The sequence below is a fragment of the Bacillus sp. JJ722 genome (genome assembly GCF_036963345.1).
In the GTDB taxonomy this organism is placed as follows: domain Bacteria; phylum Bacillota; class Bacilli; order Bacillales; family DSM-1321; genus Bacillus_AD.
The window spans coordinates 1-16354 of sequence record NZ_JBALMO010000214.1; the positions used below are offsets into that span (position 1 = coordinate 1).

Below are 16354 nucleotides of genomic sequence, written 5' to 3' on the forward strand. Positions count from 1 at the left end.
TAATCTTTTACGTAGTAATTAGTAAGTTGTTTTAAGGGTTTTATTTTTACGTTAGTTAACAATATAAGCACTGTGATAAAACAATTAGAGGTTAACATTAATTTTGGATGAAGATTAATGTTGTTTGTGAATGATTGAACAACTAACACTAGGTATGTTTGTGAACAAGTTAACAATGTTTGGCTAAGTGAAACGAATTTACTACTGAACAATAAAGGAGGAATTGCAACATGGATGTTCTTGATTTAGCTCGTTTTCAATATGCAGCTACGACGATTTTCCACTTTTTCTTCGTACCGTTGTCAATTGGTACCATTTTTATCGTAGCCATTATGGAAACATTATATGTCGTCAAGAAAAAGAAAATTTATTTGGATATGGCAAAGTTTTGGGGCAAAATATTTTTATTATCATTTGCCATTGGAGTAGTCACCGGTATTTTTCAAGAATTCCAATTCGGAATGAACTGGTCAGAATACTCTCGATTTGTAGGTGATGTATTCGGTGCACCACTCGCCATTGAATCATTATTAGCGTTCTTTATTGAATCAACGTTCATAGGTGTTTGGATCTTTGGACGAGATAAGTTACCGAAGTGGGTAATGGCATTTTCCGCTTGGATGGTTTCTATAGGAACTATGTTATCGGCATTTTGGATTTTAGCGGCAAACTCTTTCATGCAAGAGCCAGTTGGAATTGAAATTGTAGATGGTAAACCTGTACTCAATGATTTCATGGCACTAGCTACTAATCCACAGTTATTAGTGGAATTCCCACATACAATCTTTGGTGCATTAGCAACTGGTGCATTCGTTGTAGGTGGAATAAGTGCATTTAATATTTTAAAGAAACGTAACATGGAATTTTTCCAACGTTCTTTCATTATCGCGATGATCATTGCATTAGTTAGTGGTATAGGGATTGGAGCAAGTGGACATTCACAAGCTCAACATCTTATGACTTCACAACCGATGAAAATGGCTGCAAGTGAAGCGCTTTGGGAAGATAGTGGAGATCCAGCTTCATGGGCATTGATAGCAGATATGGATACTGAAGAAATGAAGAATAACTGGTCAATTGAAATTCCATTTATGCTTAGTTTATTAGCATATGATTCATTTGAAGGATCAGTTGAAGGTATGAAAACTATTCAAGCAACTTATGAGAAATTGTATGGAGAAGGTATTGACTACATTCCACCAGTAGAAGCTGTTTTCTGGAGCTTCCGTATTATGGTTGCTGTCGGTGGGCTTATGATTCTTATTGCAATGTTTGCATTATTTTTCAACAAAAAGAAAACATTAAGCAGTAAACCGTGGTTCTTAAAAGCAATGGTTTGGATGATTCCTATGCCATTTATTGGAAATACAGCTGGTTGGATTATGACAGAGGTTGGCCGTCAGCCTTGGACTGTATTTGGATTATTTACAACTGCTCAATCCGTTTCACCAAACGTAACGGCAGCTGAATTATTATTCTCTATCACTGTGTTCTGTGGTTCATACTTAATTCTTGGTGGAATCATGGTCTACATGGTTATTCGCGTAGTGAAAAAAGGACCTTACGATAAAATTGAAGTAGAAGAAGATGTAGACTTATTAAGCAAGGAGGCATTTGGACAATGACATTAAATGAAATTTGGTTCATCATTATTGCCGTTTTGTTTATAGGGTTCTTCTTCTTAGAAGGGTTTGATTTTGGTGTAGGGATGTCTACTCGTCTGATTGCTCGTAATACAAAAGAGCGAGATCAATTAATTAACACAATTGGACCTTTCTGGGATGCAAATGAAGTATGGCTTATTACCGCTGGTGGAGCTATATTCGCTGCATTTCCACATTGGTACGCAACTATGTTCAGTGGATACTATATTCCATTTGTATTTTTCTTATTGGCTTTAATAGCTCGAGGTGTAGGGATTGAATATAGCCATCACGCAATTAGTGATAAAGCCAGAAATATTTGGCATTTGTTGATTTTTATTGGAAGTGTATTAGCTCCTTTCTTACTGGGAGTACTGTTTACAAGTCTTTTACGAGGTATGCCAATTGATGAGAATATGACAATGTGGGCAACATTTACTGACTATGTAAATATATATTCAATAGTTGGTGGAATTGCGGTTGTATTATTATCACTTGTTCACGGTTTAACATTCATTGGTATACGTACAGAGGGCGCTGTTCATAAAAGGGCACTTTCATTATTAAATAAAGTTTACTGGGCATTACTTGTCGGGCTTGTAATATTTGCTGTATTAACTTACTACAATACAGATATATTCACAGTACGACCTATAGCTACTCCAGTATTTCTCGTTGGAATTGCTTTAACAGCTGTGCTTGGGTTTATTTTTGCTAATAAGCGTAAAGAAGGCTGGGCATTCATCATGACAGGAATCACATTTATACTCACAATTACTATGGTATTTGTAGGATTATTCCCACGATTGATGATTAGCTCTATTGATCCTGCTTTCAACTTAACGATTGAAAATGCTGCAAGTGGTCAATATACATTATCGATAATGACAAAAATCGCCTTTACTTTACTACCATTTATTATTGGTAATCAAATTTGGAGCTACTATGTTTTCCGTAAACGTATTAGTGATAAGGATACGGTGAATTATGAATGATGGACAAATCATTATTTAAATTAAAAGGTTTTAAATTTACATTTGTTTTTTTGTTTTTCATTTCTGTTCTTCAAGGTGTAGCCATTATATTTCAAGCGAAATATTTGGCTATTACCATTACAAATTTATTTAATGGGGAGAAGCTGTCGTTACAGCTACTCCCTATATTCTTATTTACGATCTTTTACTTAGGGAGACAATTGCTTATAAGGCTTCGCGATAAGCGAATGACTCACTTTGCTTCAGAAGCAGGTTCGAGTATTCGCCAACAATTCACAAAGAAATTATTTGCATTAGGACCGAATGTAACAGAAGTAGAAGGAACAGGAAATCTTGTAACAAAGGCATTAGAAGGAATCACACAAATAGAGACCTATTTGAAATTGTTCATTCCGAAAGTGTTGAATATGAGTGTTATTCCAATCCTCATTTTTGCTTACACCCTTTTATTGGATACAAGATCAGCTGTTATTTTGCTTATTGTGTTACCAACATTAATTTTCTTTATGATCATTCTAGGAATTGCTGCACAGAAGAAAGCTGATAGGCAATATGAATCTTATCGTACACTATCTAATCATTTTGTAGATTCTTTAAGAGGCTTAGAAACGTTGCGATTATTGGGTTTAAGTAAGAACTATGATCGTAATATAAGTGATGTAAGTGAAAAATATAGAAAATCAACGATGGGTGCATTAAAGTTTGCTTTTTTATCAACTTTTGCATTAGATTTCTTTTCAAGTTTATCAGTAGCAATAGTTGCATTATTTCTAGGTTTAGGGTTGATTAACGGTGAAATTATGCTTCTGCCTGCACTGACAGTGTTAATTTTAGCTCCTGAATATTTCTTACCAATACGTGATTTTGGAACAGATTATCATGCTACATTAGATGGTAAAAACTCACTTCAAGCCATTAATCGGATTATTGATATACCTGAACATGAACAACAAATTGATGTTTCGATTCCTCAATGGAGTAAGGAATCAACATTAGATGTAGCTAATTTATCTCTTCAATATAGTGACACCAATCAGCATTCTTTAAAAGATCTCTCTTTTACATGGAAAGGTTTTGGTAAAGTAGGCATTATCGGAGCAAGTGGGGCAGGAAAGTCTACATTAATCAATGTATTAGGTGGATTTGCACATCCAACAACTGCCGATATACGAATTGACCAAGAGTTATCACATGGTTTCGATTATGGCAATTGGCAGGAGCAGATTTTGTATATTCCTCAACACCCATATATTTTTAATGATACAGTGGCAGGGAATGTTTCATTTTATACTCCTAATGCATCTATAGAAGATATTGAAAATGCGTGTCGTCTTGCTGGGTTAACAAATATAATCGAATCTTTACCAAATGGTTTAGATGAATCTATTGGTGAAAGTGGTCGCCTATTAAGTGGTGGACAAGAACAAAGAATTGCATTAGCAAGAGCTTTCCTTGATGATAAGCGAAAAATTCTTTTATTTGATGAACCAACGGCTCATTTAGATATTGAAACTGAATGGGAATTGAAACAAAATATTCTTCCATTATTTAATGATCGACTTGTTTTCTTTGCGACGCATCGATTGCATTGGATGCTGGAGATGGATTACATAATTGTAATGGATCATGGTGAAATTGTAGAAACTGGTACGCATGATGAGTTAATACAGGCAAATGGTTATTACAAACAATTAATACAAGCACAAATGCATGGAACGGAGGAACAACATGGCTAGGACAATTCGTACAATCAAAGCTGTTCTGAACGATTCATGGGTGAAACCTTATTTACAACAAAACAAAAAATTACTTTTTCTTGTACTACTTCTAGGTATTTTAACGTTTTTTAGTGCGAGTGCATTAATGTTTACTTCCGGACATTTAATATCGAAGTCAGCGACTCGACCAGAAAATATCTTAATGGTTTATGTACCAATAGTTCTCGTACGTACATTTGGTATTGCAAGACCCGTATTTCGTTATGTAGAAAGGCTCTCAAGTCATAATCTTGTATTAAAGTTTTTGTCCGCAATGCGCGTTCGTTTATATCAAAAATTAGAAGTACAAGCCCTACATTTAAAATCTCGTTTCTCAACGGGTGATTTGTTAGGTGTATTAGCAGATGACTTAGAGCAAATGCAAAATTTATATTTAAAAACTATTTTCCCGAGCGTTATTGCGGTCATTCTCTATATACTAGCAGTCATTGCATTAGGTTTCTTTTCATTACCATTCGCCTTACTAATGGCATTGTTTCTATTTGTTCTGGTTGTGTTATTTCCGTTAGTATCTTTATTAGTAACAAGACAAAAACAGGCTCAAATCAAACAAGCACGAAATGAGTTATACAAAAGATTGGGCGATGCTGTTATGGGAATTAGCGATTGGAAGATCAGTGGACGCCAAGCTGATTTTCTGAAAAGCTATGAGCAGCAAGAAAGCGCACAGGATCAATTGGAAGCTGAAATGGAGTTATTTAATCGTAGACGCAACTTTTGGTTTCAAATTATGGTTACAGTAGTTCTGATTTCGATGATTTGGTTTGCAAGTAACAGTGTTGAGGCAAACGTATTTACTCATATTTGGATTGCGGCTTTCGTTTTAGTTGTTTTCCCTATGATCGAAGCATTTTCACCTATTCCTGAGGCGATTAGCCAATTGCCAGGCTACGAAAATTCATTAAATCGTATGAATAATATTGATGGGGTAGAGTCTTCTACACGAAGTGCGTTAGATAAACAAGCAGTGGAAGAACTAATCAACCAATCGTCGTTAACAATTGAAATGGATCAGGTATGCTTTTCGTATAATACGGATTTAGAACATTTAGTTCTCAATAACTTCTCATTGGGAATCGAACAAGGTCAGCAAATCGCTATTCTTGGAAAAAGTGGCGCTGGAAAAAGTACTATAGCTAAGTTATTACTTAGCGCGATAACACCATCAAATGGTACGATTACTATTAATAATGTGCCAGTTGATACACTGCATGATGAAATTTATAAATTCATTTCTGTGCTACAGCAAAAGCCACATTTATTTGATACTTCTGTTATGAATAATATTCGACTTGGTAATCCAAAAGCATCAGATGAAGAAGTGATAGAAGTAGCAAAACAAGTGAAGATGCATGAGTATATTAGTTCACTTCCAGATGGATATCAAACGAGGATGCGTGAATTAGGAGGAAGATTCTCTGGAGGGGAAAGACAACGAATTGCTTTGGCAAGAATTCTTCTCCAACAAACACCAATTGTCATTCTAGATGAACCGACAGTAGGGCTTGACGCTGTAACAGAACGTGATTTATTACATACGATCTTTACAAGTCTACAAGGCAAAACATTATTATGGATTACTCATCATCTAGTGGGAGTAGAAAGAATGGATCAAATTCTCTTTATGGAAGATGGAAAGATCCAAATGAAAGGCACACATAAAGAGCTATTACAAACAAATGAAAGATATGCAAAGCTTTATCGAATGGATAGACCGTTTTAATAAGACTACAAAAGACCGATTAGTATTTAACTAATCGGTCTTTTGTAGGATATCGCTAATTAGTATAAATAAACAATTATTACTATATATAAATATCAAAATCAAACAATATGCTCTAAAATTCCCGCACATTTTTTTGAACTTTGTCTAGATTCCTACATATCGAGTTAAATATAGAAAATATTTCATTTTAGCAATAGAATAGTTGGTGAGGGGATGATTTTGGAAATATCTAAATGAAGTTGAGTAAAAAAAATAAAAATTTTAGCTTCATTACAATATGTTCAACAAGCTATCACATAATATTTGAAGAATTGTGAATTATTGAACAAAAATTTCTTTTAAAATCATCGTTTGTATACTAACTGAAGAAGAAGGAGGAGAAACAACATGGATGTACTTGAGTTAGCCCGTTTTCAATATGCGGCTACGACAATATTCCACTTTTTATTTGTACCGCTCTCAATTGGAACAATTTTTATCGTAGCAATTATGGAAACACTTTATGTTGTTAAGAAGAAACAAGTTTATCTAGACATGTCTAAGTTTTGGGGGAAGATATTTTTACTCTCATTCGCTATTGGTGTCGTAACCGGGATTTTACAAGAATTCCAATTTGGCATGAACTGGTCAGAATACTCTCGTTTTGTAGGAGATGTATTTGGAGCACCGTTAGCTATTGAAGCATTATTAGCATTCTTTATTGAATCTACGTTTATTGGTATTTGGATTTTTGGACGAGAAAAGTTACCGAAATGGGTAATGGCATTTTCTGCGTGGATGGTATCAATTGGCACGATGCTATCTGCACTTTGGATTTTAGCAGCTAATGCATTCATGCAGCACCCAGTAGGAATTGAAATCGTTGATGGTAAACCTGTACTAAATGATTTCATGGCACTAGCTACAAATGGTCAATTACTAGTTGAATACCCTCACGTACTATTTGGAGCATTAGCAACAGGAGCTTTACTTGTCGGTGGTATAAGTGCTTATAATCTATTGAAAAAACGAAATATTGACTTTTTCCATAAATCATTCAAAATTGCGATGATTATTTCACTTATTACTGGTATTGGAATTGCAGTAAGCGGTCACTCACAAGCCCAATATTTAATGGAAACACAACCAATGAAAATGGCTGCAAGTGAAGGATTATGGGAAGACAGTGGAGACCCTGCTTCTTGGTCATTAATTGCTGATTTAAATCCAGAGGAAATGAAAAATGAATGGTCAATTGAAATCCCATATTTGTTAAGTTTCTTAGCTTATAATAAATTCGACGGATCTGTAGAAGGTATGAAAACATTACAAGCTAAGTATGAAAAAGAATATGGGGAAGGTGTTAATTATATTCCTCATGTTGAAAGTGTATATTGGAGCTTTAGAATCATGGCTGCCTTTGGTGGATTAATGATTATATTGTCAATTCTAGGTATGATTTTCATGAAACGAGAAGCAATTGTCAAACAACGTTGGCTATTAAAAGCAATGGTAGCATCTATTTCTTTACCATTTATCGCTAATACAGCAGGTTGGATTATGACTGAAATCGGCCGTCAACCATGGACAGTAATGGGATTATATACTACAGCTCAATCTGTATCGCCGAATGTATCAGCCGGCTCACTACTTTTCTCAATCATTGTATTTTGTGGTTCTTACTTAATTTTAGGAATTATCATGGTTTATATGGTAACAAAAGTAGTGAAAAAAGGGCCATACCCTCCTGAAATCAAAGATGATAGTGTTGAGTTACTAAATAAGGAGGCGTTTCAACAATGACCTTAAATGAACTTTGGTTTATTCTTATCGCCGTGCTATTTGTTGGGTTCTTCTTTCTTGAAGGTTTTGATTTTGGTGTTGGAATGTCAACGCGTCTTATTGCGAAAAATGAAGCAGAGCGTAATCAATTATTGAAAACGATTGGACCTTTTTGGGATGGAAATGAAGTTTGGTTAATAACTGCTGGTGGAGCTATTTTTGCAGCATTCCCTCACTGGTACGCAACAATGTTTAGTGGATACTATATACCATTTGTTTTCTTCTTACTTTGTTTAATTGCACGTGGGGTTGGTATAGAATATAGTCATCATGCTTTAAATAGCAAATGGAATAATTTTTGGCATTGGTTAATTTTTATCGGTAGTGTAGGTGCTCCATTTATTTTAGGTGTTCTATTTACAAGCTTAGTACAAGGTATGCCTATTGATGAAACAATGACATTATGGGGAACCTTCACTGATTATGTAAATGTGTATTCTGTTGTAGGTGGCGTTGCAGTAGTATTATTATCATTGATTCATGGTCTAACATTCATCGGTTTAAGAACGATGGGAAATGTTCATGACCGAGCAATAAAACTATTAAATAAAGTATATATTATTTTATTCGTAGGATTAGTAGCATTCGCCGTATTAACATATACAGAGACAGATTTATTCACCGCTCGTCCATTAGCAACACCAGTATTTCTTGTTTCTATTGTTTTAACTGCTGTACTTGGTTTTGTGCTTGCGAATAAACGAAAAGAGGGATGGGCATTTACAATGTCAGGTTTAACGATTGTACTGACAGTTAGTATGTTATTTGTTGGATTATTCCCAAGGATAATGATTAGTTCTACTGATCCAGCGTTTAATTTAACTATAACTAATGCTGCTAGTGGTCAATATACATTGTCAGTTATGACTAAAATTGCTCTAACATTATTGCCATTCGTTTTAGGATACCAAATCTGGAGCTACTATATTTTCCGTAAACGTGTTAGCGACAAAGAAACGGTGAGTTATAAATGATCGATAAATCATTATTACAATTAAATGGATTTAAAAGGATTATGACTTTCCTGACGGTTATGGCTATTTTGCAAGGAGTGTCAATCATATTCCAAGCTAAATATTTGGCTATTACAGTCACAAATCTTTTTAATGGGGAGAAGCTGTCTTTACAGCTTCTTCCTATCCTTTTGTTTGTGACTTTTTATTTAGCAAAACAGGTCATTATCTTTTGGAGAGATAATCGAATACATACATATGCAACAAAAACGGGTTCAATGATTCGTCAGGAGTTCACAAATAAGTTATTTAAACTAGGACCAAATATTACGGAACAAGAAGGAACGGGACATTTAGTTACGATGGCTTTAGAAGGTGTGTCACAACTAGAAACGTATATTAAACTGTTTCTTCCTAAAGTAATGAATATGATTATTATTCCGATTATGATTTTTGTGTATACTTTAACATTAGATGTTCGCTCTGGGATAATTCTATTGCTCGTCTTACCGACGCTAATTATTTTTATGATTATACTAGGAATTGCAGCCAAGAAGAAAGCAGATGCGCAATATGAATCTCATCAACTGTTATCTAATCACTTCGTTGATTCTTTACGTGGATTAGAAACACTACGTTTATTAGGATTAAGTAAACGATACGATCGTAACATTGAAAAAGTAAGTGAAAATTATCGTAAATCCACTATGGGAACATTGAGATACGCCTTCTTGTCAACTTTTGCACTTGATTTCTTCTCTAGTTTATCAGTGGCTATCATAGCATTGTTTTTAGGCTTGGGATTAATAGATGAAAATATGTTTTTACTACCAGCACTTACAGTGTTGATTTTAGCACCCGAATATTTTGTTCCTATTCGTGAGTTCGGAACAGATTACCATGCAACACTTGATGGTAAGAATGCTTTCCAAGCAATTAGTAGAGTCGTTAATTTACCAGATAAAGAACAAACGAAATCTATTGAATTAGGAAGTTGGAATGACAATTCAGAAATAAGTGTATCGAACTTAACATTCAGACACCCTGATGCACACGAGTCAACACTGAAGGACCTATCATTCTCTTGGAATGGATATGGAAAAATAGGAATCATAGGAGCGAGTGGTTCCGGAAAATCAACATTGATTAATATTCTTGGTGGATTTAGTGAGCCAAATTCTGCTTCTATTAAAGTAAATGGTGAGGTCCTTACTGATTTTAGCGAACAAAGTTGGCAAGAACAACTACTTTATATTCCACAACATCCTTATATCTTTCATAATACAGTAGCAAATAACATCTCCTTCTATACTCCGAATGCAACATCAGAAGATATTGAAAAAGCGAGTGAAAGATCTGGCTTATCAGAAGTAATCTCTACATTACCAAATGGATATGAGGAGCAAATTGGAGAAAGTGGTCGAATTTTAAGTGGAGGACAAGAACAAAGGATAGCATTAGCACGTGCTTTTCTAGATGATAAGCGTAAAATTCTTTTGTTTGATGAACCAACTGCTCATTTAGACATCGAAACAGAGTGGGAGCTTAAAAATAATATGTTACCATTATTTGAAAATCGACTCGTTTTCTTTGCTACCCATAGGCTTCATTGGATGATGGAAATGGATCAAATTATTGTACTTGATCACGGAAAGATTGTAGAAGTGGGAGCACATGAAGAACTTGTTAATACAAAAGGATATTACTATCAATTAATTCAAGCACAAATGAACGGAACGGGGGAGCAGCATGACAAATAAAAATCGTATTGTGAATCGTGTACTGTATACTTCATGGGTTATACCATATGTAAAGCAAAACAAACGATTGCTATGTCTTGTACTTCTCCTTGGTACTTTAACATTTATTAGCGCAAGTGCCTTAATGTTCACTTCCGGTCATTTAATCTCGAAATCAGCTACAGTGCCGGAAAATATATTGATGGTTTATATACCAATTGTACTTGTTCGTACATTTGGTATAGCTCGTCCTGTCTTTAGCTATTTAGAACGCTTAACAAGTCATAATGTAGTTTTAAAGTTTTTATCATCCATGCGTGTTAGATTATATCAACGATTAGAGAAACAAGCATTAGTCTTAAAATCTCGTTATTCAACAGGAGATTTACTTGGCGTATTAGCCGATGACTTAGAGCACATGCAAAATTTATACTTGCAGACGATTTTCCCAAGTATTGTTGCGACTATCTTATATGTAATCAGCATTTTAGCATTAGGTTTCTTCTCCATTCCTTTTGCACTGTTCATGTTATTAATTCTTTTCGTTTTGATTGTGTTGTTTCCACTTGTATCTTTACTGGTAACGAGAGCAAGGCAAGAACAAATGAAAGAATCTCGTAACAATTTATACCGTACTTTAGCTGATGCAGTCATGGGAATTAGTGATTGGAGAATAAGCGGTAGACATGAAGACTTCTTGAAAAGCTATGAAGAACAAGAAAAGCATCAAGATGAATTAGAAGATCAAACAGCTCGATTCAGCCGCAGTCGAAACTTATTGCTTCAATTCGTCTTTACTATTTTACTCGTTAGTATGATTTGTTTTGCAAGTTATAGTGTAGAGACAGGAGTATTTAGTCACATATGGATTGCAGCCTTTGTACTAGTTGCATTTCCAATACTTGAAGCAATTGCGCCACTACCTGATGCAATCAGTTCTCTTCCTAGTTATGAGAATTCATTATCAAGATTGAATCAAATAAATGATGCAAATGACGGGGAAGAAAACTCAAATAAAGAAAACGTACAAGCAATACTTAGCTCCAGAAGTGTTACTGTTGCTATGAAGAGTGTTACTTTTTCATATAATGAAGAAACGAAAGCTATACTTGAAAATGTATCAATTCAGTTGAAACAAGGAGAACGTGTTGCGTTGCTTGGAAGAAGTGGTGCTGGTAAAAGTACAATTGCCAAACTATTGTTAGGCTCATTGACGACAACAAATGGACAAATCAATATCAATGATATACCCGTTTCTGAAGTTAAAGAAGACATTAGTCAATTGATTTCAGTTTTACAGCAAAAGCCACATTTATTTGACTCCACAGTAATGAACAATATACGTCTTGGTAATCCAAATGCAACAGATGGAGAAGTAATTGAAGCGGCTAAACAAGTCAACATGCATGATTATATTAGCTCTTTACCTGAAGGGTATCATACTAGAATGCGTGAATTAGGAGGACGATTCTCTGGTGGAGAACGTCAACGAATCGCATTAGCTCGTATTTTATTACAAAAAACACCAATTGTTATACTAGATGAACCAACAGTTGGACTTGATGCCATTACAGAAAGAAATTTATTAAATACGATCTTCAAAACACTACAAGGAAAAACAGTCTTATGGATTACTCACCATTTAGTCGGTGTTGAAGAGGTAAACCGAATAATATTTTTGGAAAATGGACATATCCAAATGGAAGGAACGCATGAGGATTTATTGAAAGATAACATCCGTTATGCCAATTTATATCGCCTGGACCGACCGATGTAAGATCCAAGAGTGGAGAGCACCCGTTCACTAGGCGTTGGGTGCTCGGAGCTGGACGGAAAAACACTCTATTTCAATGTGATCAACAACAAATTATTTTAAAAATTCTTAAACGAAAACAAGCTCTGGTATTTGCTATCAAAGCTTGTTTTTTACATTCTTCTATTATTAATTTTATTACTAGTATAATGATAAAAAAATACGAACATATATTCTTGTTTGTGGTATAATTAAAATAGCAATAGAATAGGTTTTCTCAAGGGTGGTCAGCACACTTCCAAGTAAAGGGGGTGATGCTGCATGACAGTTTTTGAAGCAATGATGATGACATTTGCTTTCGCTAGTTTAATTGTTGCGATTTTGTCATTTAACCAAAAAAAATAATCCACCCTTGAGTTAGCCGCTCGATAGGAAGTGGATTATTTCGCTCTTATTGTACCTGACCCCCTTGAAGGGAATCTTCTATTGCAGACCGTTTAGTGGTGAGACACTGAGCGGTCTTTTTTATTATATTGATTTCTTATTTTCATTATACCTTATTATATTCTTTTTACAACTGATATTGTGTCTATCAGTTAGGGCGATCTTGAAATGATGATAAAATTATTTTATAACTACACAATAAAAATATTATGAGATTTATAAAATCATTTCATTCAATGCAACCAATTGATAGTCTCCCATATCTAATATTTGAAAAACAAAATAACTAGTAAGGGGGTGCCTGAATGGGATCACTAAAAGCCTTGGTCAAAAAGGCAAAAAAAGGAGATGGAGAAGCATTCGTTTCACTTGTAAAGCAATATGAAGATGTATTATTCCGCACAGCAAGTAGATTATTAAACAATGATGAAGATGTAGCTGATGCTATGCAGGATGCTATTATATCTGCATATGAAAAATTACATACTCTAAAAAATGAGGAGTACTTTAATACTTGGATTTGTGAAATCTTAACAAATAAATGTAACAGCTTGCTCAATAAGAATAAAAACGTTTCGGTGTTTAATGAGCATTTATTCTCGGAAAAAGGAAATGATGAATTTCAGAAAATCGAGTTAGAGGATGCGCTTAATAGTTTAAATGAAGTCTATAGGTTAGCGCTTATTTTGTACTATATTGTTGGATTGAATGTTAAAGAAATTAGTCAGTTTTTAAAAGAGCCTGAAGGGACGATTAAATCCAGACTTTCTAGGGCAAAGTCGATCTTGCGAAATAACTATTATAAAAATGAGGGAGTGATGGTCTATGAAAAATAGCTTCGAAAAAGAGTTTAATCAGATGATGAATGAAAAGAAGGAAATACCTATTAAGGTAAGGCACTCTTTAGATCAATCCTATGATATTATTCGTGCTAAATCAAAGAAGAAAAAAGCCAATTTGATTTGGAATAGAGTAGCAGCAGCTGCTTGCAGTCTTATCGTAACTGGTGTCGTCCTTACAAATGAACATGTAATGGCTGGTATTAATCAATTCTTTAACTTTGGAGATGAAGGTGTAGAACAAGCCGTAAATAATGGGTTTACACAAGAAAATAATAGTACAGCTACCGATCAGAATATTAATATAACACTAGAGCGTCATTTTTTAGACGCTAATAAAATAGGAATGAGCTTTCAGTTAGTATTTAAGGATCCAACAGTCCTAAATAATGTTGAAGAAATTTCAATGGATTATCGGTTAAAGAATGGAGACGGGGAATACATTGAAGAATTTATTCCAGATACAAAACCCTTAAAAGGAAATAACCAATATATGTCTGTCCTTGAATACCATAATCCTATCTTGGACACAAAAACGGGAAAAGTTCAATTTGATGTATTAATGGAATCTCATAAAGGAATTATTCCTACATTAAAAGATGCTGTAATAGAAGTGGAAAGTATCAATCTATTTTATGGTTCGGAGAGGAAAATCAAGAAAATGGATGGAAAATGGGAACTGTCAGTAGCCAACTTAAATAATACAAAAGAAAATTTGACTATTGAATATGTCATGTACGATCAACAATCTATTCTCAAAGTTTCTACAGCCACTGCAAATCCAACATCATTAAATCTAACATTTTCATTAGATGGGACATATGAAGATGAAAATAATTTTGCACATCGTATGAAAATCATAGATGAAAATGGGAATGAATATTATTCAGATAGTGGGTTTAGTAGGGATATAAAAAATAATGACGATTATTTCAACGAACTTTCCAATAACATCTTATAACAATGCCAAAAAGCTAAAACTAATTGTAGAGGGAATTGGTGAAGTGGAACTGCTTAAAAAATAAATATTGAACAATTATAGTAATTTTGAATGGTTGTATACCTAAAATTAAAATCCCGACGTATCTTACTATCATTAGATATGTCGGGATTTTTTATGATAAAAAAATTTAACCGTTGTAAATCCGCATTTTCCTGACGCTACACATTTCGAATAACCATACCTAATATCTATAAAACAATTTCTAATTTCGCCTGAGAGCTTCTCAGCAACACACTATATTTTTCCTTTTAGGATTTTAGTAAAATACAAGATTGTAACCTGCACAAAATTATTCTACAATACAAGAACTATGTTAGATTATTCGAAATGTTGGGACGTGATTTAATGGATAATTATATAAAGGAAAAGATCCCCTATTTAAAAGATGCGCATTCAATTATTGAAGTAAACAAAGGATTTTCACATGATGAGAAGTATGTAATTGATAATAAATACCTTCTAAGGATTTTCCTATTGAAGAATTTAGTAAAAGAAAAGAAGAATTCGATACTATAAATCAATTAGCCACGTATTCAAGTTATATACCAAAAGGTTTACACTTTGCTAAATTAGCAAAGATTAATAAGGCTTATATGGTTCTCACATATATACAAGGAGATGATGCAGAGATCGCTTTGTGTGAATTAAGCGAGAAAGATCAATACACGGCAGGATTTTTAGCAGGAAAAGAGTTGAAGAAACTACATAACTTGTCAGCACCTTTAAATTATCCATCATGGTATTATTTAAAAAAGGAAAAAAGTGATAAATACTTAATGGAATTAAAGACAGTAGAAGTAGATGATAGTATTAAGGAGATGATTGAAACCTATATAAAAGAGAATGAAATATTGATGAAAGAAAGACCAAACAAGTTTCAACATGATGATTTTCATCCATCAAATATCTTGATACATAATAAAAGTTTCTCGGGTATTATCGATTTTCAAAGAATGGACTGGGGTGACCCTATTCATGATTTACAAAAATTAGGTTTCTTTTCGAAACGCATAAGCATTGAGTTTACAAAAGGTATTATTGATGGTTATCATGAAAAGCAAAAGATAAATAAATCTTTTTGGGAACTATATACATTATACAGTGCCATTCATATTGTTTCAGCTCTTGTATGGGGTAAAAAAAGAAGCCAAGAACAATTTGATCTGCTTTTAGAATATTCTCTTGATGTTATAAAAGACCATAATAATTTTAAGTGTATTGTTCCTAACTGGTATAAAAAAGAGTTGGTGACAGTAGTGTAAACGAAAATGGTTTACATGATAATGTACCATCTTGTGGGGTTACTATTATTACAACTGTTAAACATATTATTCATGGAAAATATGTTTAACAGTTTTTTATTATAAAGTTTGATAAAAATTATGATTTATAAGGTACTACAAATCTATTTCTAATTTCGTCTGAGAGATCCTGAGCGACACGCCATGTTCAACATAGAAAACAACTTACCGTCTTATTAGTTTAGTGTTTTTGATTTTTCAACAAATTTAATCAGACATTCTAGCAGATTTGCTAACAATTTTTAAAAAAGGTTCCCAAATATACATTTGGGAACCTTTTAATGTGATAAAATAGGAGAATCAGAGGTGATATTTGATGAAAACAAAGCATCCAAAAGTTTTAAAAGATTTTTTAGTAT

At 33.9% G+C, this 16354-nt stretch carries 13 protein-coding genes; all 13 read left to right on the forward strand.

Annotated features, from left to right (window positions below):
* The first annotated feature begins 230 nt into the window (after positions 1 to 230).
* Positions 231 to 1625, forward strand: a complete 1395-nt coding sequence (locus V7014_RS21350) for a cytochrome ubiquinol oxidase subunit I (RefSeq protein WP_335510115.1) — start codon at positions 231 to 233, stop codon at positions 1623 to 1625.
* Positions 1622 to 2638 carry a cytochrome d ubiquinol oxidase subunit II gene (gene cydB / locus V7014_RS21355; protein ID WP_335510117.1) on the forward strand — a complete coding sequence of 339 codons (1017 nt, stop codon included), beginning with the start codon at positions 1622 to 1624 and terminating at the stop codon, positions 2636 to 2638. Before V7014_RS21350 ends, cydB (V7014_RS21355) begins: the two co-directional genes overlap by 4 nt.
* The gene (gene cydD, locus V7014_RS21360; protein WP_335510134.1) at positions 2638 to 4374 is read left to right on the forward strand and encodes a thiol reductant ABC exporter subunit CydD; all 1737 of its coding nucleotides are present in this window, start codon (positions 2638 to 2640) and stop codon (positions 4372 to 4374) included. Before cydB (V7014_RS21355) ends, cydD (V7014_RS21360) begins: the two co-directional genes overlap by 1 nt.
* A complete protein-coding gene (gene cydC / locus V7014_RS21365; protein WP_335510118.1) occupies positions 4367 to 6139 on the forward strand; it encodes a thiol reductant ABC exporter subunit CydC in 1773 nt (590 codons plus the stop codon). Before cydD (V7014_RS21360) ends, cydC (V7014_RS21365) begins: the two co-directional genes overlap by 8 nt.
* A gap of 390 nt (positions 6140 to 6529) precedes the next feature.
* Positions 6530 to 7924 (forward strand): cytochrome ubiquinol oxidase subunit I, encoded by a 1395-nt coding sequence (locus V7014_RS21370; RefSeq protein WP_335510120.1) that lies wholly within the window; start codon positions 6530 to 6532, stop codon positions 7922 to 7924.
* Complete coding sequence (gene cydB / locus V7014_RS21375; protein ID WP_335510122.1) at positions 7921 to 8937, forward strand: cytochrome d ubiquinol oxidase subunit II; 1017 nt, start codon at positions 7921 to 7923, stop codon at positions 8935 to 8937. The genes V7014_RS21370 and cydB (V7014_RS21375) overlap by 4 nt, the downstream gene beginning before the upstream one ends.
* The gene (gene cydD / locus V7014_RS21380) at positions 8937 to 10676 is read left to right on the forward strand and encodes a thiol reductant ABC exporter subunit CydD (protein ID WP_438824955.1); all 1740 of its coding nucleotides are present in this window, start codon (positions 8937 to 8939) and stop codon (positions 10674 to 10676) included. Before cydB (V7014_RS21375) ends, cydD (V7014_RS21380) begins: the two co-directional genes overlap by 1 nt.
* Entirely contained in the window at positions 10666 to 12432 is a 1767-nt protein-coding gene (gene cydC / locus V7014_RS21385) for a thiol reductant ABC exporter subunit CydC (RefSeq protein ID WP_335510126.1), read from the forward strand. The genes cydD (V7014_RS21380) and cydC (V7014_RS21385) overlap by 11 nt, the downstream gene beginning before the upstream one ends.
* A 297-nt stretch (positions 12433 to 12729) precedes the next feature.
* Complete coding sequence (locus V7014_RS27345; protein WP_438824956.1) at positions 12730 to 12813, forward strand: putative holin-like toxin; 84 nt, start codon at positions 12730 to 12732, stop codon at positions 12811 to 12813.
* A 344-nt stretch (positions 12814 to 13157) separates the two neighbouring features.
* A complete protein-coding gene (locus V7014_RS21390) occupies positions 13158 to 13688 on the forward strand; it encodes an RNA polymerase sigma factor (protein ID WP_335510128.1) in 531 nt (176 codons plus the stop codon).
* A complete protein-coding gene (locus V7014_RS21395; protein WP_335510130.1) occupies positions 13678 to 14652 on the forward strand; it encodes a DUF4179 domain-containing protein in 975 nt (324 codons plus the stop codon). The genes V7014_RS21390 and V7014_RS21395 overlap by 11 nt, the downstream gene beginning before the upstream one ends.
* A 387-nt stretch (positions 14653 to 15039) precedes the next feature.
* Positions 15040 to 15210: a hypothetical protein gene (locus tag V7014_RS21400; RefSeq protein WP_335510132.1), complete on the forward strand. Its 171-nt coding sequence runs from the start codon at positions 15040 to 15042 to the stop codon at positions 15208 to 15210.
* Entirely contained in the window at positions 15207 to 15956 is a 750-nt protein-coding gene (locus tag V7014_RS21405; RefSeq protein WP_335510136.1) for an aminoglycoside phosphotransferase family protein, read from the forward strand. Before V7014_RS21400 ends, V7014_RS21405 begins: the two co-directional genes overlap by 4 nt.
* Positions 15957 to 16354 lie beyond the last annotated feature (398 nt).